The following is a 23963-nucleotide window of genomic DNA, read 5'->3' as shown; positions in this document are numbered from 1 at the left end:
AACTAATCTATGGTCGAATTCAAATATCAATAGAATTGTGGCGCTTCTTGTCGGATTTACCGCGTGCCTCCTCGCAGGTTCTGGAGCGTCTGCCTGTTCAAATCCAAGCGTTGAGCAGACTATCATCTTTAGTCATGTTCCTACAGCTGTTGATGCTCCTGTCATCATCGAAGTGACCATCGTCACAATGAATCCTGAGATCCGTGACACTTCTAGCTCTGAGGCTTCGGAAGCGGTAATGGAAGCGCGCGTGAGCAGGGTCATCAGAGGACAAGTAGACGGCGGGGCTCTCAAAATAGTCGCAGCTCTTACAGATTGTAGCGGAGGATTTGGTGTCGGGTCTCACGGGTTTGTTGCTGGTGAGTTTCGGCGCGACGTGAAGGGCGAATTGGAGCTAGTGGCTATATCTGCAAACGTTCGAAGGGCAAACGCGCTGCCTCAATAGGCCGCGCTAGCTGTTGGGGGGGCGAGATGAGTTGGCAGACGGTGAGGGCGGCGATAACTTTTTGGCCAAATGGGGACGGCTGGAGCACTGGCGGAACCAACTCTGGAATTCCTTTTAGTGGATCGGAAAGGGACAGGATTTATGCGTTATTGGAACAATTATATGTGGGTTCCACGTACGCGCGAGATTTGCTGGAGGCGGGTACGAGCCAAGGGCGTACAATTAAGTTCTACCAGACGAATTTGAGATCGCTTGACGGTAGTCTAAATTCGCCGGGTTTTGCTCCGCTTCCGCTCGGCAACGGAGTTGTTGGTATAAATTTCGAGGGGATGTCACATGAGTATTATTTCAACAATGCTGGAAAACTCGTTCAATCGAACGAGGCCATAACGATTATTCATGAGCTGTTTCATGCTATATCTAGGGATAGTGACCCACATGGTTCAGCGAAGGGTGGGCGGACAACGGATGCAGATCTGAACAACCCAAAATTCGACGATGCGGGTTCTGCGGTTACGGATGCGAATGTTGTTGCGGCCCAAATGGGGTTCGACCTGCGGATGTCGTATCCTGCGGATATCATGGATGATGATGGGCGATTCAGTCAGCTTAAAGTCAACTATAGCTATTCTGATGATCAAGCCGTCAGCGTCGCCAGATTTGGCGACATGCTCCGCGATGGAGACGAAGATCTCATCGACATGTCTCGTCAGTCAAGCCATGGAACCTATGTTGCATTCGGTTTCGCTGGCGTTGATACGATTCTTGGAGGGCCTGGAAACAACTTTCTGTACGGCGGGTCGGGCGACGATAAGTTGGTAGGTGGCAGTGGCAACAATTTGTTGCATGGCGGGGATGTTGGTCGAACGAAGATCGATAAAGATGGCGTCGATACAGCCGATTACTCTGGCTCGTTAGGTCTCGCGGGGCGTGGGGCCATAAAGGTCACGATCGACCCCGGATCTGCGACGGGCGCCGTTGATGGTGTCGCTCCCATCATGGTGACCGACAACGGCTTTGGTGGGACGGATCGGCTGATCTCGATCGAGAAGATCAAGCTCGGCGATAAGGATGACAGCGTCACCGTCGGGCCGACATTCGCCGACGCGCTGAACAAGCTCCAGGAGATCGATGGAGGTGGTGGGCAGAATACCCTCGATCTTCGTCAGATTCCGAAGTCCTATACGTTCGATAACAACAAGATCAGAGGCTTCAAGACCGAGTTCAAGAACTTCAACGTTCTCAAGGCCGATCCCGGGCAAGTGACGGTCATCCTGCACGGAGATGAGGCGGCATCCTGGAAGGAGGTCGATTTCGGCGATGGCAAGGACACGCTCGACAGTGATGTCATCAATCTCAAGGTCAATGTCGGCAGCGGGACTTATCGCATCAAGAGCCTAGGCAAGGGCTCGGTCGTCAACAATGACAATGGCGGGACAGTCACTATTGACGTCTCCGACGACATCCTAATCAATGGCGCAAATGCGAAGAACACGGTTCTCGAGGTCGGCGGGAAGGTCCTGCACGGCGCATTCGGCTCACTGAATTCGGAGAGTCCGTGGGTCACCGACGTCATGACTGGCGTCCGTTATGCGATCAATTATCTCGGCAACCTTGTGATCCAGGCGGCCGACGGGGCGATGACCTACATCGCCAACTACCAGGGTGGCCCGAGTGTCCCGGTGGCGGATCAGACCGCAGGTATTTTGGTTGGGCGCTACAACATCACTGCTTACCGGCTTCTCGATCCGCGGCCGAATGTCGGTAACGTGATCGACATGTTCAAGCTCGGCAACGAGATCAGCTACACCCAGACCGGGCACAAGGTGTTCGATGCTTCTGCGGACCCGCTGGTGCTCGATCTCTCCGGGAACGGCATCCGGCTGACGGCCGAGAGCGTCGTCAGTCCGCTGTTCGACATGAACAACACCGGCTTCGCCATCCATACCGGCTGGGTGCAATCGGGAACCGGCCTGCTGGTGCTGGACAAGAACGACAATGGCCGCATCGACAATGGCAGCGAGCTGCTGGGCGCGCCGGCGCCGGTCGGCTTTGCGGCGCTGGCGACGATGGATCTGAACGCCGACGGCGTCATCGATGCCAAGGACCTCGCCTATGCGGAGCTCAAGGTCTGGGACGACGCCAACGGCAATGCCAGCGTCGATGCCGGCGAATTGCTGACGCTGGAGCAGGCCGGGATCGCCTCGATCAATGTGGGTGCGACCACGCAGACCGGCGTCAGCATAGCCGGCAACATCGTCAACGCCACCGGCAGCTTCACCCGCGCCGATGGCACGATCGGCGCGATCGACGACGTATCGTTCACCGTCGATCCGCTGCATTCGACCTATCTCGGCGACACCAGCATCAGCGCCGAGGCGGCGGCGATGCCCAACCTCAAGGGCTACGGCACGCTGACCGATCTGCAGGTCGCGATGACGCTGGATCCGACGCTGATCGATACCTTCAAGGCCAATATCGGCCGTCTCAACCAGATCAGCGTGGATGGGCTGCGCGATGCGGCGATGCCCCTCCTGACTGCTTGGGCGCAGGCGGTGAAGCTGCCGGACGAACATGGGGTGCTGCGGACGGTCGATAGCAGCGCGCAGCACAAGCCGGTGCCGATCCTGGTCCACACCGGCAGCGCCGGCGACATGGTCGTCAGCGATTTCGCCTATGAGGTCACCGATCCGGCCACCGGCGCGGTCTATTGGGCGCTCGCCAGCGGCAAGACCGTCCCGGACAATCCGCAGCCCTCGATGGACCAGATCCTGTCGCAGACATTTTCGAACGGCGACAGCTGGACCGTGCTGACGCCGGAGCAGCTCGCCTTCATGGAGCGCTATCTCGGCCAGCCGCTGCCGTTCGACACCGCCTCCGATCCGAAGAGCCTGCTGCCGGCGATGTCGGCGTTCATCAGCGGCGCCTTCGAGGCGCTCAACACCGAGGCGGTGCGGCTGGCGATGCAGGCGGGGCCGCTGTCGCAATACTTCCCCGGGCTCGCCTATGACGTCGCAAGCGATCATTTCACTGCGACCACCGACGAGCAGCTGGCGCCGATGTACGAGGCTATCTTCCGCGCCGCGCCGCAGGATGCCGCGGGCGCTGCGGCCTGGCTTGCGAGCTGGAAGCCGGTGATCGACATCGTGCTCGGCGATCTCGACCGCGGCGAGGGCCGACAGGTGTCCTACGCCTACATGTTCGCGAGCATGGTGCATGCCTATGAGACGGTGGGTCTGCCGCTCGATGTCCGCGCGGCGGCCAATGCGCTGGGCGTGCCCGGCGACACCATCGTCACCGGCGGCAGCACGCTGACCGGCACCGGCAATGCCGGCATCTTCTATCTCGCCGGCGGCGACCAGACCGTCACCGACAATCATGCCTCCGGCAATATCGTGATGGGCGGCCATTTCGGCCACGACGTGATCACCACCGACCAGCGCGGCGGCGACCAGGACGTGCTGCGATTCACCAGCGTGAAGTCGACGGATGTGACGGCCTATCGCAACGGCAAGGACCTCATCATCAAGGTCAACGGTACCGATGAGAGCGTCACCGTCACCAACGAGTTCACCGGCGTGCTGCCGGGCCTGTTCGGGTTCGGCAACGTCAATGACAGCTGGGGCGTCGCCCAGGTCGTGTTCTCCGACGGGGTGGTGTGGGACAAGCCGGACATCGCCTTTGCTGCCTCGCATCCGGATGCGAGCCCGGTCATCACCGGCACCGACGACATGGACGTGCTGGATTCCGGCACTGGCGGCGTGCACTATCTCAGCGGTGGCGACAGCGGCGACATCTACAAGTTCGGCCTCGGCTATGGCTACGATACGCTGCTCGACAATCAGCAATATTTTACCAATGACGCTGCCGACTACGTCCGTTTCGGCGCCGGCGTCAGCCGCTCCGACGTCACGTTCTTCCGTTTTGGCAGTTCGGCCGATCTCTATCTCGGGCTGGCCGATGGCGCGACCATGCGCATCGCCGACGAGTTCGGCGTCGCCTTCACGGTGCTCGGCAATTTCGGCTTCAACCGTATCGAGGAGTTCGGCTTCGCCGCCGGCGGCCAGACCGCCTGGGACAGCGTCGCGCAGCAGTTGATCGACGACGCCGTGGCGCTGCCGGGCGGCTGGGTCTACGGCTCCAACAATGACGACATCATCGACACCGGCGCGGCCGGCGGCAGCCATTATCTCAACGGGCTGGCCGGCAACGACACCTACGTCTTCGGCCGCGGCTACGGCCATCAGACGATCGACATCACCTCGGGCGGACTGCTGTTCCCGAGCGATGCGACGCTGCAGTTCGGCGACGACGTGACGGTGGCCGATCTGACCTGGTCGAAGGTGGGCCAGGACCTGGTGATCAAGATCGCCGGAAGCAACGACTCGCTGACCGTTCTAAATCAGTTCGGCGTCGCCAACCAGTCCTCGCCGGTGCAGCGCTTCAGCTTCGCCGACGGCACCACGATCGATGCGGCCACGCTGACGCAGCAGGCCTTTGTCGGAACGGTGGAAGGCGACACCATCGATGCCCGGATCGAGAACTATGACGGCGGATCGGTGGTCCAGGGCGGCGCCGGCGACGATGTGGCGTTCGGCAATGGCGGTGACACCTACATCTTCAATCGTGGCGACGGCCAGGACGTCATCCTCGACCAGGGCTCCAACACCATCCAATTCGGCCCTTCGATCGATCCGGCCTCGGTGCATGTCACCGCGCTCGGCCGCACGCTGGTGTTCACCTTCGACGGCTCGACTGATCGCATCACCTTCACCGATACTGTCAGCCGCTATGGCGACAACACCGCGATCTCGCAGGTGATGTTCGCGGACGGGACGGTCTGGAGCCAGGCCGATCTGCAGGCACATACGCAGGCGGGGGCGACGCTGTCGATCAGCCAGAACGGCCAGCCGACCTTCATCCAGGCGGATGGCGGCGACTATGAGATCGACTACGACATCGCCGCGGGCTATGCCGCCTCGCTGCCGTTCATCAGCGGGCTGGGCCTGCCCGGCACCACGCTGACGGTCCGGATCGCCGGCCTCGCGGCGGCCGACGCAGAGATCCAGCGCGTCGACTTCGGCAGCACCGGCGCTGGCATTCTGATCTCGGCGCGGGGCTCCACCGCCGGCGGCCTGCTGTTGGATCCGCGCTATGGCACGATGCTGCCGTTCGACCAGCTCGCCTTCGCCGACGGCACGGTGTGGAGCCGCGCCCAGGTGGAGCAGATGCTGCTGGACCAGGCGGCCGCAGCGCCGGGCCATCAGACGATCTACGGCTTCTCCGACGGCGTCACGCTGAACGCGGGAACGGCCGATCGCGTGCTGGTCGGCAACGGCGGCGCCAATGACACCTTCCTCTACAGCCGCGGCGGCGGCTTCGACCGCATCGAGTCGGCGCAGGGGGGCGGCACGCTGACCTTCTCCGACATCGCCTCCACCGAGGTGACGCTGAGCCGGCTGCCCGGGCAGCGCCTCAACGATCTCGTCATCACCATCGATGGCGTCGACGGGGGCGCGCAGGGGCAGGTGACCTTGGCCGGCCAGTTCGATCGTTCGCAATTCGCCCTGACCAGGGGCGTCGGACGGATCGTGTTCGCTGACGGCGTGGTCTGGACGGCGACGGATATCGCGGCGCTTGTGCTGGCCAGTGAGCAAAGCAGCGGCAACAGCATCGTCTATGGTTTCGATGGCGACGACGTGCTGGCGGCGGGAGCAAGCAGCAAGGAGCTGGTCGGCGGCGCCGGGAGCGACACCTATGTGTGGAGCATCGGTGACGGGGTAACGCGCATCGACGACCAGGGCGGCACGCACAGCTACAGTCCATTCGGCTCATGGGAGACGAATACGCTGCGGCTCAAGGGCGTGGCTCCGACCGATGTGACGGTGGCGCGTGATGCGACGCCCGGCAGCACCGATCTGATCCTGCGCGTCGCCGGCCAGAAGCCGATCATTCTGACCGGACAGACCACGCCCTACGGCCATAGCGGCATCGAGCAGGTCATCTTCGACGACGGCACGGTGTGGGATGCAGCACGGTTGCTGCTGGCCGCCGATGGCATTCCGGACGTGCCCAACGGCACAACGGCGCGCAGCTTCGCGGGCGCGGCTGCAAACACGACGCTGACCGGCACCGAACAGTCGGAGACGTATTTCTGGGGTACCGGCGACGGCAACGACACCATCGCCGAGTCGATGATCCAGGGACGGCAGGCGGCGGACGTCGTGCGCCTTGTCGGCCTCAATCCGGCCGACGTCACCTTTGGCATCGTCGCCGTCGGAGTGTCCTACAACCAGCGGCGCGATCTCGTCATCATCAACAACGCCACCGGCGAGACCCTGACGGTGACGAGCCAGTTCGACCTCGCGTCGAAGAATGGCAGCAACGGCTCGCCCGGCGGCGGGCTCGGCATCGAGGCCGTCGTCTTCGCCGACGGCACCATCTGGGACGCGCAGCAGATCCTCGATCATGCGGCCTATGTCGCCGCGCCCGGAAGCAGCGATGTCAGCAACCTGAACCTCGGCGACGGCAGCCGGCCGATCCTGGCCAGTCCGGGCGTGACCGGCCTGCACGGCCTCGCTACCGCCGGCGACACCTATGTCTGGCAGCCCGGCGACGGCAGCGACACGATCTATGACGATGCGGATGCCGGCGCCCATGTCGATACGCTGCTGCTCCGCGGCGTGCAGCCGGGCGACGTTACGCTGGCCGACGTCAACGGCAACCTGCTGGTCACGGTCGGATCGACGGGGGAGGTGATCACGATCGACGGCCAGGTGGTGGGGGCCTCGCCGGGCTATTCACAGGGCCGGGGCATCGAGCGCATTGCGTTCGACGACGGCACGGTGTGGACGCGGGCGGAGATTCTCGACCAGCTGCCGACCTACATCCCCGACGGCTACCAGTATGTCTATGGTAGCACCGTCGGTCCTGTCATCATCGCCGGACATGGCGACGAGATGTTCTTCGACGATGATCGCAGCCACACGTTCGTGTATCAGCGCGGCGCCGGCAATGAGACGATCTACGCTTGGCCGGGCCCGGCCGATCGCGAGATGGTCCTCAAGCTGGTGGGCATCTCGTCCGGCGATCTCACGGTGACGCGCGACTACAGCAGTCCCTGGGCGGTCGAGGCCGGCGATCTCGTCATCACCGACAACGCGACCGGCCTGACCATCCGGGTCGCCGACCAGTTCGCGCTGGATGGCAATGGGCAGAGCACGGGCGCGGGCACGACCCGGATCGTCTTCGACGACGGCACGACATGGGATCGTGCCGCGCTCCAGGCGGCTGCGCCGCCGCGACCGCCGCAGGATCCGCCGCTGACGGTGGACGGCTTCTCGCTGACGATCGCCAATCACGGTCAAGCCTATGTGATTCCGGACGCGGTGCTGCGGTCCTACATCCACGATACGAACCATCCGGTGACGATCCTCGGCCTGGACTGGGTCGATGGCGGCACGGCCGAATATCGCAACGGCCGCATCATCTACACGCCGCAGCCAAACGCGTGGAACCAGTCCATCAGCTTCATGGTGCGCGACGACCGCGGCCAGACCGGCTACGGCTCGATCTGGATCCAGCAGGGCGGCGGCGACTTTCCGGCGCCGCCGCCGCAGGCGGTCGACGACCAGTTCTACGTCGCCGTGGCCGGACGGCCGCTCACGATCAATGCGGCGCAGCTGCTGGCCAACGACATCGATCTCAGCGGCGATCCGCTGACCATCACCTCGGTCCAGGATGCGAGCGGCGCGACGGTGACGCTGGATGCCGCCGGCAATGTGCTGTTCGACGCGACCGGCACCGGAAAGGCCTCCTTCACCTATACGTTCAGCGACGGCTGGGGCAACACCGCGACGGCGAATGTCAGCCTGACCGTGGTGCCGCAGACGGCAGAGGGCGATGCGATCCGAATCGCCGACGGCAGCCAGCAGGTCACCGCGCTCGACGGCCAGGATCTGTGGATCGCGGGGGCCGGCGACGAGCTGTTCGAAGGCAATGGCGAGGCGCAGACCTTCGTCTATGTCCGCGGCAGTGGCAATGACGTGCTACATTTCCATTCGGACACCGGCGCCGCATCCTCGGTGCTGCGTCTGTCGGGCATGAGCGCCGCCGACATCTCGGTCGAACGCATCTCCTCCTCCGTCCAGCCCTCGATCTATCCGAGTGACCTGCGGATCACGGACCATGCGACCGGCCAGACCATCCTGGTGCGCAATCAGTTCGCTATCCAGGAGAACGGCATCGTGGCTTGGTGGCGCGAGCCAACCTATCAGGACACGGGTGAGGGCGTCAGCCGGATCGTATTCGACGACGGCACCGTCTGGGACCGCGCCGCTATCATCGCGCTGGCGCAGCCACCGGCGGGGCTGGCGCTGCCGTCGCTGAACTACACGCTCAGCGTCGCCGATCACGGCCATGCCCTGGTGATTCCCACGGCGCTGCTGGTCGCCCACAACTACGATCCGTATGGCGGCCAGTTCACCTTCGCTGGGATCGACTGGGCCAGTGGCGGCACGGCGGAGCTCTCCGGCGGCAACCTCGTCTTCACGCCAGATCCGGCGGTCTCCAGCGGTCAGATGTTCGAATACAATGTGCGGAGCGCCGATGGCCAGATCATCCAGAACTATGTCAGCCTCGACCTGACGCCTTCGGAGACGCCGCCGCAGGCCGTCCGCGACGCTGGCTTCATCCTGCATGCCGGCCAGAGCATTGTGCTGTCTCCAGGCGAGCTGCTGGCGAACGACATCGACCTCAGCGGCGACCCTATCGCGATCACCGCGGTGCAGGACGCCACCGGCGGCACCGTCAGCCTCAATGCCGCAGGGCAGGTGGTCTTCACCGCCGGCGCGGCGGGCGCGGCCGCGTTCTCCTACACCGTCGACGACGGCTTCGGCGGCCAGTCGACCGCGCAGGTAGGCCTCACGGTGGCCGCGGCCGGCAATGGGCTGGCCGGCGGCGCCGGCAATGACACGCTGTTCGCCGGCGCGGGCGACGAAACGCTGAGCGGCGGTGGCGGCAGCGACGTGTACTTAATCGGCGCGTCGTTCGACCACATCACCATTGACAACGCGGCGCCAAGCGGGCCTGCGGGCGCGCGGGGCAAGGTCGATTTCGCAGCCGGGACCACCGATCAGCAGCTGTGGTTCGTGCGGAACGGCAACGACCTCGACATCGACCTGATTGGCAGTTCCGACCGCGTGACCATCGCCGGCTGGTACGCGTCCGACGCGAGCGCCCAGGTCGCGGCGATCCGCACTGCCGACGGGCTGACGCTCGACAACCAGCTGGCACAGCTGGTCTCGGCGATGGCGACCTATGCCGCCGGTCATCCCGGCTTCGATCCGACCACTGCGACTCAGATGCCGTCCGACGCCGCCCTGCAAAGCGCCATCAGCGCCACTTGGCATACGTGACGGTAGCGCGTCTGCGGTGGATCGACGCGCGTGGTCCGCAGTCCGTTTGGCCGCCTGGATGAGCAGCCGCCTCCGCCAGTAAAAGCGGAGGCGGTCGGGACATCGAGTTCCTCCGAGAGCGCGCCTAAGACACCGAATGTTGCTTCTGCCGCTCGTGAAGCGCGCCGTTGCTCCTGAGTCTTAACACGCTCGTGCCGCTTGACGCTCTGCGGCAGGCCTCGGATCTCGAGCAGAGAGCTGCCGCTCACGTGGGCATGGCGCCATATCGGGTGTTGGTGAGAACTCGGATCCGCCTTTGCAAACCTTGGCAAAGAGTTGCGTACCAGACGGCTCTTGAACGGGGGGCCCGGAGATCACGTCGCGGGTTGGGGTACCCCTACGGAAGAAAAAAAGCCGCCTGCATACAGCGGGTTTCGCGATGTCGTGGACCAGCGCCTTGAACCCCGACATCGGTAGTCGACTGCTCCTGGGGCGGGTGCGGGCGTCGCAGGAAACTCCTGTTTGCGATCAACGTGCCCGAAAACCGCTGAGGTTCACTAAATCATTGATATCCCTCTTTGTTTTTGCCCCTGCCGTGCTAGACCCGCTCGGCGAAACGTTTTACGAATGGGATTTGCAGGCGGTGACGTCTCTCAATTGCTGTGGTGGCCGCGCGCCCCTTGGCATCAAAGCCGGTAGCAGCGGGAGACAGATGCATGCCTGCGTTGGAGTGAGGTGCGAGGCCCCGCCCTTTTTAGAGTCTCACTTCGACACAGTGGCTGAAGGTCTCGGAAGTAGCATAGCACGATCAATTCGCTCGTCGATCGCGCCTTGACATGATCGACCTCCAAATGCCGGTAGGTTTCCCAAGCTCATACATATGCAAAACTGATCGGCAATTTGATCACGAAGTTTGGGGTGATCGCAGCCGACGGTGTTGACCGGGCTAGCGAGGCCCTTGAGGGCAATGCCAGTTTGCCTTTGCGTCTGGCGTTACGTTCTGAAGGACGGTTCTTTGAGGCCTCTCGCGTCGCTTGTCGGTGACGAAGGCGAACACTGGCGCGTCCGGAACGATTCGAATATATGACCTTTGTATTTGGAGAGTCATGCTCAGTCCATGCGCTCTACTTGGCGTTTTTGCTGATTGGTTCTGTCAGAAAATACTGGCCTGAAGCCCGCCAGCAAGGGCGGCTTTCGCGGTCGCGAAAGTCCCTTGCCGCCGCTGGTGTCCGCAACTAGTCGAATAAACGTCGACGTGCGCTGTCGTACGCTATGGCTCTCCGACGTCCGCTTTGACGATGCTCATCGCACACGCAGGTCTTAGTCTTGTCGAGTCGTTGCTGGCAGGAGAGTCCATGAAACGTAACGGGCGAGAGAACGGCGAATTAGAAGAGAATCAGGCTACTTTATCTGCGTCGACCATTGCACGGCTGCGGGCGATACCATTCGCCCAGAAGCTCACCTGTACGATTAACGAAGCATGTGAGGCGACGGGCCTCGGGCGCACGAAGCTCTATGAGCTGATAGGAGAAGGACGTCTTGCGACGACGACCGTCGGACGCCGGAGATTGGTGGTGGTCCGTTCACTTTTGTCGCTTCTTGAGCCGGACACCTCGGTGTGATGGGGTTCGGCTCAATCGCAAGTAGTTCCGTTCTACCTTTTCTTCAGGCGATCATTCTCAGGACGCGGCCCAGCTCTCTCATGCGATCAAGCTCATCCGCCCACCACCGCATCATGCGCACGCGCTCCTGCCAGAACTCGGCGGCATGGGTATAGGCGCCACGGATTTCATTCGCCTCCTGATGGGCAAGTTGGCGCTCGATCGCGTCCGCGTGCCATTTGCCGCTCTCGTTCAGCAGAACCGAGGCTGTCGACCGGAGCCCGTGGACCGTGATTTCAGTCTTGTCGTAACCGAGCCTTCGGAGCGCGGCATTTAGTGTGTTGTCGCTGATGGGGCGGTGCCAGGATCGCACTGACGGAAAGAGCAGCTTCGATCCTCCCGTCAGTTCGCGAAGCTCTTCCAGGATGGCGAGGGTTTGCGGGGCGAGTGGCACCCGATGCGGGCGTCGCATCTTCATTTTGGCAGCGGGAATGCGCCATTCGGCGCTCTCTATATTGAACTCGGTCCATTCGGCCTTTCGGAGTTCTCCAGGCCGAACGAACATCAGAGGTGCCAGCTTGAGCGCGTACCTCGTGACGGCCTGCCCCTCGAAGCCATCAATGGCACGGAGGAGGGCGCCCACGGCATGCGGCTCGACGATCGTGGCACGGTGGGTCACCTTTGGCGTGATCAGAGCGCCGCGGAGGTCACCGGTCGGGTCGCGTTCGGCGCGGCCGGTAGCGATCGCATAGCGGAAAACTGCGCCGATCGTGCTGCGCGCCCTGGTGGCGGTCTCGTGCCGTCCACGCCTTTCGATCTTCCGTAAGGAGTCGAGGATCTCGGGCGCCTTCAGATCGGCGATGGGGCGCTTGCCGAATTCCTGGTTGGCGAAGTCGAGCAGCCACTGCTTCTTCTTCAGCGTGCTCGGCGCATCGCCCTCGGCTTCGAATTTCTCCATCAGCTCCTTTGCGACGGCCTCGAATGTGTTGGCCCGGGCAATCCTGGCTTGGCGGCGCTCGGCCTTGCGCTCGACGGAGGGATCGATGTCCTCCGCCAGCAGCCGCTTGGCATCGTCCCGCTTGGTGCGGGCGTCGACCAGCGAGACGATCGGATAGGGGCCGATGGCGAGCAGCTTCTGCTTGCCGTCGTAGCGATAGGCGAAGCGCCAGAGCTTCGATCCGGTGGTGGTGACGAGCATGAACAGCCCGCCGTCATCGGAGCGCTTGTAGTCCTTTTCGGCCGGCTTCAGGTGCCGGAAATAGGTGTCCGTCTTGGTCGGCATAGGTTCGATTCCACCCGAAAGTCGCGATACCAGCACCCCAGCAAGCTACCAGCGAGGATACCAACTGACGGGGCGGATACCAGCAAACCGGGGCGTACGACCGCGGCGGGCGATCGGCGGCTTTGCCTTGATTTTAAGTGAGAAACGGACGTCGGCGGACAAGGGCGGACGGTCGAATGGTGCCCCTGGCCGGAATCGAACCAGCACTCCTTGCGGAACTCGATTTTGAGTCGAGCGCGTCTACCAGTTCCGCCACAGGGGCATTCGCATTGGCCCTGGGCAGGAACCAGCGAAGCGGGGCGGACTATAGCGGGCGGCGGGGCAGGGTCAACCCGCACGGACGTGATGGGCTCGCATCTCGACAGGTTTCGCGGCCGGGAGTAGGAGCCGGAGCGGCCCGGTTGGGGCCGGATGCAGGCCCGTTCGGGGAGGACCGATGAGCAATACCTCTGTGATGGCGCGCCCCGCGGCGGGGGCGATGAGCCCGGCGATGACGGCGGCTCTGCTCGCGGCCGGCATCGCGGCGGCCGCGCTGGCCGGCGCCTGGTACATGCAACTGGTCTGGGGTCTGCAGCCCTGCGAGCTCTGCCTGAAGCAGCGCTGGGCCTATTACGCGATCGTGCCGCTCGGGCTGGTGATTGCGCTGGCCGCCAAGGGTGGTTCGAAGGGCGGTGCGCCGCGCGCGCTCGTGCTCGCGGGCCTCGGCCTGATCGCGCTGGCCGCGCTCGGCAATGCCGGGCTCGGCGTCTATCATTCCGGCGTCGAATGGGGCTTCTGGCCTGGACCGACCGAATGCACTGGGCCGATCGGCAATCTCGGCAGCGCCGGCAGCCTGCTGGAGCGGCTCGACAGCGTCCATGTCGTGCGCTGCGACGAGGTGCAATTCCGCTTCCTCGGCCTGTCGCTCGCCGGCTACAGCGTGCTGATCTCGCTGCTGCTCGCCGCGATCGCCGGTTGGGGCATGACGCGCAAGACCGCCGCCTGATCATCGCAAGGCGATCGCCGTGGCCTCTTCACCTCTCCCCGCCCGCGAGAGGTCGGCGCGCAGCGCCGGGCGAGGGGGTCTATCCGCGCCATCTCTCTCACCTGATCCCCTCACCCGGATTGCATCTGGCGATGCAATCCGACCTCTCCCTGCGGGAGAGGTGGGGACCAGGGATGCCGAGCCGGCTGGGGCATGACGCGCAGGACGGCGGCCTGATCATCGCAAGGCGATCGCCGGGGCCTCTTCACCTCTCCCCGCCGGGGAGAGGTCGGCGGGCAGCGCCGGGTGAGGGGGTCTATCCGCGCGATCGCTCTCACCTGATCCCCTCACCCGGATTGCATCTGGCGATGCAATCCGACCTCTCCCTGCGGGAGAGGTCGCGACCAGGGATGCCGCGCCGGCTGAGCGCTGCGCGGCGCAAGGATCACGGGCGAGCGGCAGCTAGTCGTCAACATCCTCCTGCGGCCGTCCGAACAGATGGACGATGCCGGGGGTGGCGATGGTGACGAAGACGAAGCGCGAGAGGTGATGCGCGCCGACGAAGATCGGGTCGATGTGCAGGGTCAGCGCCAGCGCCATCATCGCGTCCATCGCGCCGGGGGCGAAGGCGACGATGGTGTCCGAGAAGCGCACATGCGTCACCAGCACGATCACGGTGACGAACAGCGCTGATATCGCGACCGCGATCGCGAACGAGCCGAGCGCCGCCCTGACATGGCTGACCAGCGTCTTGATCCGCATCCGCGCGAAGCGGCTGCCGATCAGGGCGCCGATGCCGACCAGCGCGACGCCGCGCATCCATTCCGGCAGGCCGCCTTCGACCAGGTCCGTGCCGTGCAGGATGCCGCTCGCGACCATCGCGCCGAACAGCCAGCTCGCCGGAAACTTGATCAGCTGCATCAGCACGGCCGCGGCCAGCGAGGCCACCAGCAGCGCGAGCAGGCCGAGCGGCGAGGCGACGCTCTGGCCGAGCGAGATCGGTGCCGCCGGCGCGACGCCCGCGATCGCCAGCACCAGCGGCAGCGCCGCGGTCAGGATGATCACGCGCAAGGTCTGTACCACAGCGATCGCCGGCAGGTCGGCGCCGCGCTCGACCGCGAGCAGCGTGATCTGCGACAGCGCGCCGGGGCTGCCGGCGAGCAGCGCCGAGGTGCGGTCCCAGCCATGGACGCGCTGCAAATAGAGGCTGGAGCCGAAGGTCGAGCAGAACGTCGCGAGCGCGAGCAGGCCGATCGTGACCGGATAGGCGCTGACATGGGTGATCAGCTCGCGCGAGACGATCGCGCCGATGGAGATGCCGAGCAGCAGCAGGATGGTCTGGGTCAGGATCGGAGGCATCGCCAAGGGGCGCCCGGCAATGGCGGCGATCGCGGTCGCCATCATCGCGCCGGAGATCAGCCCGCCCGGCAGATGGGCGAACAGGAAGATGAGCCCGCCGGCGGTGCCGAGCGCGAGCGTCTCGAGCGCGCTCATGGTCTTGGCGCGGCTCGGCCATTCGAAGGGGAGGGAGGAGATGATCTGGCGCACGGCGCCTTATGCCAAACCCGAAGCGGGGGAACAATTCCCCGCCGCTGCGGTGCGGCTATGCATGCGGAGGAAAGCCAACAAAGGCTTTACGCCGCCCCCCGGCGGACCACTCGGGCCTGCCGGATCACTTGGGTTTGTCCGGCACAGCCGGGGCGCTGGCGGCCGCCGCCTTGTCGCGCTTGCAGGCGGAGCGGAACTTGCCGCGCGCCTTGCCGCGGAAGAGGCCCTGTTCATCGGCTTCCTTCGAGCAGGCCATCGAGATGGCCCGGCGGGTCGACTTGTCCAGTGTCGCGTAGGTGTCGGTGGCAGCGTCGGGCCTGGCCGGCAGCGCCAGTCCGGGCTGGGAGAAGGCGGGACCCGCGGCCAACAGGGTGGCGATTGCGGTGGCTGCAGCCGCCGCGCGGGCAGTGAACGTCATGCTGAATTCCTCGAACGAAGCGCGCGGCGGAGGGCCGCTGATGCTGAACCCGGTGTGAATGCAATGAGCCCGATCGGCACGCGAGGCAAATTATATTTTCGCGCGACGCCAAGCCTCCCCGCCTTGTCGCAGACCTGCCGCCAGCTAAGATTGTGGTCCCATTCCATCATGCTCCACGGGGAGATCGAGAATGAGTTTTCACGCAAAGTCATTGGTTGCCATTGCCGCTCTCAGCCTGGCCGCATTCGCCGCCGCGCCGGCGCAGGCGCTGACCTCGCAGGAGTGCAGCGCCAAGTACAAGCAGGCGAAGGAGGCCGGCACGTTGAACGGCCAGAAGTGGAACGACTTCCGCAAGGCCCAGTGCGGCAGCGACGCCACCGCGGCTGCTCCAGCCGCGGCGCCGGCCGCGCCCGCGGCTCCGGCAGCGCCCGCCGCCGAGGCGAAGCCCGCGAAGGAGAGCAAGTCGGCTGCCAAGGACGCGGCGCCGGCCGCCGCGCCGAGCGGTCCGGCCGTGTATCCGAGCGCGGTGGATGCCAAATACGCCAAGGAGAAGCCGGGCAAGGCGCGTCTGCAAACCTGCCTCGATCAGTACAACGCGAACAAGGCAACCAACGCCAATGGCGGCCTGAAGTGGATCCAGCAGGGCGGCGGCTATTACAGCGAGTGCACGAAGAAGCTCAAGGGCGCGGCCTGAGCGAGGCCAGCACGGGATGCACTGCGGCGGCCGGATGCATGACGCGTCCGGCCGCTGCTCTTGGCGGGGCGTGCCGGCCTGCAGATTGTTCGGCGGCCGCGCGGCATTGCTGCTCCGGTGAATTTGGGGCTTGCCTTGATGCCCGGGAAATGAACCTGCTCCGGGCATGATTTCTGCGACTCAAGGCATCCTCGGCGTGCTTTGCGGCGGCATGGTCGGCTTCTCGCTCGGCCTCGTCGGCGGCGGCGGCTCGGTGCTCGCGGTGCCCTTGATGGTCTATGTCGTCGGCGTGCCGGAGCCGCATATCGCGATCGGCTCGAGCGCGATCGCGGTCGCCACCAATGCCGCGATCAATCTCGCCAACCATGCGCGCGGCGGCACCGTGATCTGGCCGATCGCCGCGCTGTTCGCCGCGGCCGGCATCGTCGGCGCCTTCACCGGCTCGCTGCTCGGCAAGATGGTCGACGGCCAGAAGCTGCTGGCGCTGTTCGCGCTGGTGATGATGGTGATCGCGCTGCTGATGCTGAAGACCCGCGCGCGCATCGGCATCCCCGACGTCAAGATGAGCATGGCGAACGTCCCGGCGATCGTCGGCTTCGGCCTCGCCACCGGCACGCTGTCCGGCTTCTTCGGCATCGGCGGCGGCTTCCTGATCGTGCCGGCGCTGATGGCCGCGACGGGCATGCCGATCATGAACGCGGTGAGCTCGTCCCTGGTCGCCGTGACGACCTTCGGGCTCACCACGGCCGCGAGCTATGCCTGGTCGGGGCTGGTCGCCTGGGACCTCGCCGGACTGTTCATTGCCGGCGGCATCGCCGGTGGCCTTGCCGGCACGCGTCTGGCGCGCCATCTCTCGGAGCGGCGCGGCGCGTTGAACGTGGTATTCTCGGTCGTGATCGCGGCGGTGGCGCTCTACATGCTGACACGCAGCCTGCTGCATATCTGGAGCTGATTTGATGAAGCGCAGCACATCGGACGCGATCCTGTCGAGCAGCCGGCGCGAGCTTCTCTCCCTTTTCGGCGCCGGTGCCGCGCTTTCTGTTTTTTCACGATCAAGCCGTGCCCAGGACGCCGACGAGCCCGACGAGGCCTCGGTGCTGCGCGATCCCGACGCGCCGGTGCTCGGCAATGCCGCGGGCGACATCGCGATCGTGGAATGGTTCGACTACAATTGCCCGTATTGCCGCAAGCTCGATCCCGAGCTGCAGCAGGTCGTGCATGACGACGGCAAGGTTCGCTGGGTTCTCAAGGAGTGGCCGATCCTCGGGCCGGTGTCGGTGACCGCGGCGCGCATGGCGCTGGCGACCAAGTCTCAGGACAAATATGCCAAGGCGCATGAGGCGCTGATCGGCGTCAGCTCCAAGCTCACCGAGCCGCGCATCGATGAGCTGCTATCCGAGGCCGGCATCGACATCGACCGCGCCAAGCGCGATCTCGCGACCAACGGAAAAGCGATCGACGCGATGCTGGCGCGCAACGACAAGCAGGCGCGCGGCCTGCGCTTCCGCGGCACGCCGTCCTTCATCGTCGGCAAGTTCAGGGTGCCGGGCGTGCTGACCATGGCGCAGTTCGAGCAGGTCATCGCCGATGCGCGCAAGGCCAAGGCTGCCAATTAGGACAAAAGCAAAGGGCGCCCCGACCCGCGGTCGAGACGCCCCGAAGACGAGTTGCTTTAGGTTATTTGGACGAGATGCGAACCCAGTCGTCATGCGCGCGGGTCTTCAGCGAATTCCAGCTGTCCGCGGCGACGTCCCAGTTCACGATGGTCCGGCGCGATTGCGCGCCCGATCCGTTGGCGACTTCCGAGGTCTGCATCGAATCGTGGATGTAGACGCCGAACCCCAGAAGCAGCGCACCCAGGATCATTCCCACCAATGTCCGCATGATCATGTTCTCCAGTGTGACGGCCGACAACGCCGCCGTCGAAGCTTGGTTCCGCCGGTGCGGCGGAAGGTTCAAGCGTCACCCAACAAACTAACTGCGCGGTTTTTCGGGACGCGATTCCGGCCCTGACGTGACGAGATTGAGCGTTTTCAGCTCGTCGGGCTTGAAGGTGAACAATTGGTCATGCGGCGTTTCCATCGCATGCACCCAGACCTTCAGGTCGATCCCCATGTCGGCGAGGTAGCGCTGGCAGCGCGCCGAGACGTTTTGCGCCAGACTCATGTCGTTGTCGGTGCGGGCAGCATTGGCGGCGCGCACCGCGGCAACCTGATGCACGCCGATCGTGGCGCGCTCGCCGACGCGGCGCTCGACGCCGCCTGCGAGCACCAGCGGGCACGACGACACGCAGGTCTTGCCGGCCTCGACCTCGGTGGCGAATTTGCGCGCGCGGATCAGCCGCCCCATCGCGAGCGCATCGGCCACCGAGCCGCCGGGCGAGTTCAGCACGATGGTCTTGATGTACTCGCCGTGGCGTTCGACCTCGTCGGTGAAGGCGCGCGCGCTGCCCGGCGTGATCGTGCCGGTCGCATAGAGCCGGCCGCCGCCGCGCAGCTCAAGGCTGATCGGCTGCTCCAGCGCGGGATCGCCCTTCGGCAGCGGCATCAGCCGCTTCAACAAGGGCGTGAGCACCGAGGGTGTCTCGGCGGGGGCGTCCGTCGGCTCCGTCCGAATGTCGAGCTGAGGCGAGGCCGCATCGGACGCATGCGGATCATTCAGCTCGATCAGGTCGGCTGCGAGAACCACGATCGTGACCACGAGGATGGCGCGAAACACCCAGCGCAAAATGCTCTCGTCCGGATTGTCGGTGAGCCAGGCGTGGACGCGACGGTTCAGGGCCGAGGCCACCGGACTACTTCCCGATCCGTGCGGAGGACAGCGAGGTGACGTTCTCGTCCGCGCTGGCCACGGCCGCCGCCGGCTGCGGCTCGTCAGCCGGCGCCATTGGCGTGTCGGCCGGCGCAACGGCAGGCCGCGCCTCGGCGGCGCGTCTTGCCTCCTCGACCTCGCGGGCGATCTGCAGCGCCGTCACGAGGTCGCTCGCCGTGAGGCTCGAGGCGCTGGCGGCGGGCAGGCCTTCGCGGCGGATCGCGGCGTGCACGACGCAGAGAATCAGGACGAGCACCGCAGGCATCAGGTCGATCGAGATGGCGCCGGCCCAGCTCGGAATGAAGTCGCCGGCATAGCGCAGCACGGCCTCCGCCGGAGACAAGGTCTGAAACCGCGTCGGCTCGATGCGCGGCAGCGCCAGGATCTTGTCGGCGGCGTCCGCCAGCGACGCGGCCTGCGTGGCGATCGCCCCTTCGACCTTGCCGACCACGGCGGTCTGTCGCTCGGCGAGGTCGCCACTGCGTCCGCCCGCGGCGGGTGCGATGAAGCCGGCGGAGAGCGAGGTGGCCGCGCGCTTGACGGCAGGCGCCACCGAGGTCTGCTGCAGATTGGCGATCACGCCCATCAGCGTCAGCGACTCCGTGGCAAAGGCATCGCTGCGGCTGGCGATCGGGCCGCGGTCGGAGATCAGCTCGCGCATCTTGGCGAGGCTCTTGCCGCCCTGCTCGTAGAGCGCGGAGACGCGCTTGCCGGACTCCTGCACCTGCTGTCCGAGTCCATCGAGCTGCGTCGACATCTGCGTGAGAAGCTGAACCACCGTGCCGGAGCCGGAGGTGCCGGTGAGCGAGCCGGTGCGCTCGGCCTCGGCCAGCTTGGCGAAGCGCGAAGAGGCGAGCTGGATGTCGGGCAGCAGGCTTTGTGCGGCAATCGCCTGGCTATTGGCGCGGTCGAGATCACGTGTGTAGTTCTGCACGGTGATCGCGAGGTGCTGCTGAATGGCAGCGGCGCCGGCCAGCGCCGAGGCGTTGAGCCAGGACGACATCGCGACGATCATCAGCGAGCCCAGCACCATGCAGCCGGCCATCAGCAGCCGTCCCATCATGCTGGTGACGTGCGGCATGAACTGCATCATGAACACCCAGAAGGCGTAGATGCCGACGGAGACCGCGACGGAATAGATGACGGCGGCGAAGAACACGGTGGTCGGGCTGCCGTTGAGCAGCTCGCGCACGCCAAGATAAGTGTAGACGCCGGCAGCCAGCGCCAGGATCGCCGTGGTGAGCTTGAGCGTGACCTCCAGGCGGCTCACGCCGTCCGCGAGCACGACGGAGGTGGGGCGGGCCGAGGAGGGCAGCGCGGCGGGCGAGGGCATGGGCGATCCTTCGGCGGCATCATATCCGCCCTGTGCAGCGCCCCCGCTGTGAGCCAAGCGATAATCAATGCGGAGAAAATCCGTCGAGATTATGTCGCCGATCTTACCGATCGGTCATGTCGGACGAGCGGAGCTGACCGTGTCAGCTCATCAGCCAGCGCAGCAGCTCGACATTCACCTCACGCGGATAGCAATGGCTGAGATCGTCGATCTCGCGATAGACGACATGCGCGCCCGACTTGGCCAGCGCATCCCCGGTGTGTCGCGCGATCTCGACCGGGAACATCCAGTCGAGCTGGCCGTGCACGATCTGGATCGGCAGTCCGCGCAGGCGATCGCGGTCGGCGATCTCAGCCATCAGCGGGTGGAAGGTCGCGGCGACCGGGGCGAGATGCGTGAAAGGCGAGCTTCGCTCCAGGCCGCTGACATAGCAGAAGGTGCCGCCATCGCTCATGCCCGTGAGCAGCATCCGCGCCGGATCGATCGAGACGCGGCTGCGCACGAGATCGAGGATGCGCACGAGGTTCGGCGTGTCGGCGTCCTCGCCCATCAGCGCCCAGGTCGGCCCCGTGGCGGTCGGCGCCACGAGGATGGCGCCGAGGCTACGGGCCGCGCGCAGCCAGCTCCACAGGAAGTCGCGGCCATTGCCGCTGCCGCCATGCAGCGCCATCACGACAGGCCAGGCCCGGTCGGCGGTGTAGTATTCGGGCACGTAGAGCGAGAAGCCGCCGCGATTGCCGATCTCGTTGTGGTCGTGGAACACCGCATCCTTGCCGGCCGACGCAGCGAGCAGCTGCCGCACGGTCTGGTCGTCGGCAACCGCCGGATCCAGGAAGAACTCACTCAGCGGCGGCAGCGTCGGCGCCAGCGGAAACAGCGCCTCAAGCGCGCGCGGCAGCTGTCGCAAGGCGCGGAACACGTCGACCAGATCGCCTTCACCGCGCTGGACCGCGCGCAGGCCGGCAAAGGACATCAGCGCGGCATCGGAGGCGGTATCGAACGCCAGCCGGATATGGGCAAAATCCGCCGGCCACGATGTCAGATGAGCGCGCGCGGTCTGCAGCGTCTGCTCGGGATCGCCGATCTCGGCCATCACGCGATCGAAATCCGGCGGGTTCAGATAGCGCGCGACGAAGGACAGGGCTTCGAGCGTCTGCAGCAGCGGCGGCAACATGATGAGAATGTCGTCCACCACGGCGTCGGTCATGCAGATCTCCTGGTCGAGCGGGTTTCGCTTGTCACCCGCTGGCCGGCGAGCGCCGTCATGCAACGCAAAATCGGCGGCGTGGGCAATGATCATTTTCCGAACAGGCGTTCGTTGTGCGCCTCGTGGCGTGAGGCAGCCGAGGATGTGCAGATCGCGCGACAGGAGCATGATCAGCTAATACACGTGTGGACGAATCACGATTGACAAACATCGGACGTGATGTCGCACTTCATGGACGCCGACGGCGCAGCAATGAAGTTCCCCAAGGGAGCGCATGGCCGCGGTCAAAATGGCCGACCGGCTACCACGGAGGATGCGCATCATGACCAGCTCGCCGTCGGCCGCGTTGATCAACGCGGTGCTCGCCATGGACGTCTACAACAGAGGCGTCAGTCCGACGCTCTCTGTCAATTTCAATCGCATCGGCAACTACGAGCTGGTCGCGGGCTCTGTCGTCGCGGCGGCTGATAATTTCGAGGCGGCGACCTATCAGCTCGCCGGTGATCCATCGACGCGGATCATCTCGTATCGCGGCACTGACAGCATCGCCGACGTGCCGGCCTGGCTCGGCGGCGCCGGACTCACCGGCTGGCCGACGCAGTTTCCGGATGCGGAGGCCTACTACAAGACATGGGCCACGACGTCCCATGTCTCGCTGACCGGCCACTCGCTCGGCGGCGGCTTGGCGGGCTACATCGCGGCGCTGAACGACAAGGTGGCCTACGCGTATGACGCGATGCCGTTCGAGTTCGCCGCCGAGGTCCGCTACGATCAGTTGCACGGCTTCTGGGGCGCGCTCGGCTCGCACCCGGTCGACCGCTATTCGGACATTCACATGGTCTCGCTCTCCGGCGAGGTCCTGCAATATGTGCGGGCCGCGGCGCCGGTGTTGGAAGCGCCGCTGGCGCTGCTGCAGCTCGGACCGGTCGCCGGCGCGCTGGCGATCGCCGACGCGGCGATCGGCATCTCGTCCGAGCAGAAGACCGTGCTCGGCGCTGGCACCGACCTCGGGCTTGACCCGGTCAAGCTGCATTCGATCGCGCTGCTGACCATGATGCAGTGGGCGAGCGACAACAATGCGCAGGACTGGAAGAAGGCGGCGGCGGTGCTGATGGCGCCGCTCGAGGATGACGCGATCGCCAAGGCGGTCGGCATTCCCGCGGCTGGCGTGGGTGGCGAAGGCGCGCCGGCCGACAAGATGAAGGACATGATCGCCTATTCGACGGTGACTGACGCCAGCGGCTACGGCAATAGTGCCGTGCAGGCGCTGTTCAATGGCGGCGGCGTGCTCGCCGACAGCGTCAGCGCGTCGACGGCGGCGAACTATCTGAAGAACGGCGGTGTCGAGAAGGCGCTCGCCGACATCGTCGTGGAGTATTCGGCGCTGCTGGCGCAGAACCATGACGAGGTGCTGGCGACGACGCCGGGCGTGATCGGGCACGAGCACGGCATTCTCTACCAGGACACGGCCAAGAACCTGCTCGTCGCGGATCTCTCGTCCGACCTGTGGTCCTCGACTGCTACGGGCTCTGCGGTCGACATCCTCGGCAAGATCGCGCTGATCGACGCGGTGGCCAGCGCCGACGGCGAGGATGTCAAGCTGATCGACACGGCGATCAGCACGCTGTGGGGCGGCAAGACGGATAATCTCGACTGGCTCAGCGCGGCGCTGAGCGATGCCGCGACGACGGTGATGGTTGATCCGGTGTCGGGCGCGACGATCGCCGTCACCGACGGCGCGCTGCTGATCGCGGGCGGCGGCAACGACATGCTGTACGGCACCGCCAATGACGATCTCTTGATCGGCGGCCTGGGCAGCGATGTGCTGAACGGCGGCGCCGGCGACAACATCCTGGTCGGCGGCATCGGCGCGACCTACGTCTATGCGCCGGGCGACGGCAACGACGTCATCATCAACGGTGTCGCGTCGCTGTCGAAGCCGACCGGCACGCTGGATTTGGGCAGCGCCTACACGGCCGACAATTTCTGGTTCGTCAAATCCGGCAACGATCTCGAGATCGACATTCTCGGCACCCACCAGCAGGTGACGATCGCCGACTGGTTCCTCGGCGGCTCCTATCAACTCCAGGAGATCAAGGCGGGCGGCCTGGAGCTCGATACGCAGGTCACGCAACTGGTGCAGGCGATGGCGACCTACGCGCAGACCCATCCGGGCTTCGATCCGACGGCCACCTCACAGCTGCCTGATGATGCGCATCTGCACGATCAGGTCGCTGCGGCCTGGCACGTCATGGCGTGAGGCCG

Annotated in this window: 14 protein-coding genes and 1 tRNA gene; 7 read left to right on the top strand and 8 right to left on the bottom strand. The window is 65.1% G+C overall.

Going from position 1 to position 23963, the window contains the following annotated elements:
* The first annotated feature begins 471 nt into the window (after positions 1-471).
* Positions 472-9861, top strand: a complete 9390-nt coding sequence (locus tag ACVILH_RS03700; protein ID WP_456711669.1) for a calcium-binding protein — start codon at positions 472-474, stop codon at positions 9859-9861.
* A 1334-nt stretch (positions 9862-11195) separates the two neighbouring features.
* Positions 11196-11462, top strand: a complete 267-nt coding sequence (locus ACVILH_RS03695; RefSeq protein ID WP_456711668.1) for an excisionase family DNA-binding protein — start codon at positions 11196-11198, stop codon at positions 11460-11462.
* Between the two features lie 43 nt (positions 11463-11505).
* Here the strand turns inward: ACVILH_RS03695 and ACVILH_RS03690 are convergent, their stop codons facing one another.
* Both ACVILH_RS03690 and ACVILH_RS03685 read right to left on the bottom strand, forming a co-directional pair.
* Positions 11506-12723 (bottom strand): tyrosine-type recombinase/integrase, encoded by a 1218-nt coding sequence (locus ACVILH_RS03690; protein WP_456711667.1) that lies wholly within the window; start codon positions 12721-12723, stop codon positions 11506-11508.
* Positions 12724-12900: 177 nt separating this feature from the next.
* Positions 12901-12985: transfer RNA gene (locus ACVILH_RS03685), tRNA-Leu, on the bottom strand.
* 174 nt (positions 12986-13159) lie between these two features.
* Between ACVILH_RS03685 and ACVILH_RS03680 the strand changes: the two genes are divergently transcribed.
* The gene (locus tag ACVILH_RS03680) at positions 13160-13708 is read left to right on the top strand and encodes a disulfide bond formation protein B (RefSeq protein WP_456711666.1); all 549 of its coding nucleotides are present in this window, start codon (positions 13160-13162) and stop codon (positions 13706-13708) included.
* 441 nt (positions 13709-14149) lie between these two features.
* Here ACVILH_RS03680 and ACVILH_RS03675 read toward each other — a convergent pair whose 3' ends face one another.
* Both ACVILH_RS03675 and ACVILH_RS03670 read right to left on the bottom strand, forming a co-directional pair.
* A complete protein-coding gene (locus ACVILH_RS03675; protein WP_456711665.1) occupies positions 14150-15235 on the bottom strand; it encodes an AbrB family transcriptional regulator in 1086 nt (361 codons plus the stop codon).
* 124 nt (positions 15236-15359) lie between these two features.
* Positions 15360-15653 (bottom strand): hypothetical protein, encoded by a 294-nt coding sequence (locus ACVILH_RS03670; protein ID WP_456711664.1) that lies wholly within the window; start codon positions 15651-15653, stop codon positions 15360-15362.
* A gap of 190 nt (positions 15654-15843) precedes the next feature.
* On the opposite strand from ACVILH_RS03670, the gene ACVILH_RS03665 reads away from it, so the two are divergent.
* The 3 genes from ACVILH_RS03665 (at position 15844) to ACVILH_RS03655 (ending at position 17963) form a co-directional block, all read left to right on the top strand.
* A complete protein-coding gene (locus ACVILH_RS03665; RefSeq protein ID WP_456711663.1) occupies positions 15844-16347 on the top strand; it encodes a hypothetical protein in 504 nt (167 codons plus the stop codon).
* Between the two features lie 166 nt (positions 16348-16513).
* Positions 16514-17299: a sulfite exporter TauE/SafE family protein gene (locus ACVILH_RS03660; RefSeq protein ID WP_456711662.1), complete on the top strand. Its 786-nt coding sequence runs from the start codon at positions 16514-16516 to the stop codon at positions 17297-17299.
* 4 nt (positions 17300-17303) lie between these two features.
* Complete coding sequence (locus tag ACVILH_RS03655) at positions 17304-17963, top strand: DsbA family protein (RefSeq protein WP_456711661.1); 660 nt, start codon at positions 17304-17306, stop codon at positions 17961-17963.
* A 61-nt stretch (positions 17964-18024) separates the two neighbouring features.
* Here the strand turns inward: ACVILH_RS03655 and ACVILH_RS03650 are convergent, their stop codons facing one another.
* The 4 genes from ACVILH_RS03650 to ACVILH_RS03635 all read right to left on the bottom strand — a co-directional run bounded on the left by ACVILH_RS03650 (position 18025) and on the right by ACVILH_RS03635 (position 21698).
* Positions 18025-18231, bottom strand: coding sequence for a hypothetical protein (locus tag ACVILH_RS03650; protein ID WP_456711660.1), 207 nt, complete (start codon positions 18229-18231; stop codon positions 18025-18027).
* A 90-nt stretch (positions 18232-18321) separates the two neighbouring features.
* Positions 18322-19137 carry a hypothetical protein gene (locus ACVILH_RS03645; protein WP_456711659.1) on the bottom strand — a complete coding sequence of 272 codons (816 nt, stop codon included), beginning with the start codon at positions 19135-19137 and terminating at the stop codon, positions 18322-18324.
* A gap of 4 nt (positions 19138-19141) precedes the next feature.
* A complete protein-coding gene (locus tag ACVILH_RS03640) occupies positions 19142-20491 on the bottom strand; it encodes a hypothetical protein (protein ID WP_456711658.1) in 1350 nt (449 codons plus the stop codon).
* Between the two features lie 142 nt (positions 20492-20633).
* Positions 20634-21698 (bottom strand): phospholipase, encoded by a 1065-nt coding sequence (locus tag ACVILH_RS03635; RefSeq protein ID WP_456711657.1) that lies wholly within the window; start codon positions 21696-21698, stop codon positions 20634-20636.
* A gap of 322 nt (positions 21699-22020) precedes the next feature.
* Between ACVILH_RS03635 and ACVILH_RS03630 the strand changes: the two genes are divergently transcribed.
* Positions 22021-23958, top strand: a complete 1938-nt coding sequence (locus ACVILH_RS03630; RefSeq protein ID WP_456711656.1) for a calcium-binding protein — start codon at positions 22021-22023, stop codon at positions 23956-23958.
* The last annotated feature ends 5 nt before the right edge of the window (positions 23959-23963 follow it).

Source organism: Bradyrhizobium sp. USDA 4353, from assembly GCF_054063215.1.
Note: the sequence above shows the minus strand (reverse complement) of the source record. Positions and strands in the feature narration are given on the sequence as shown.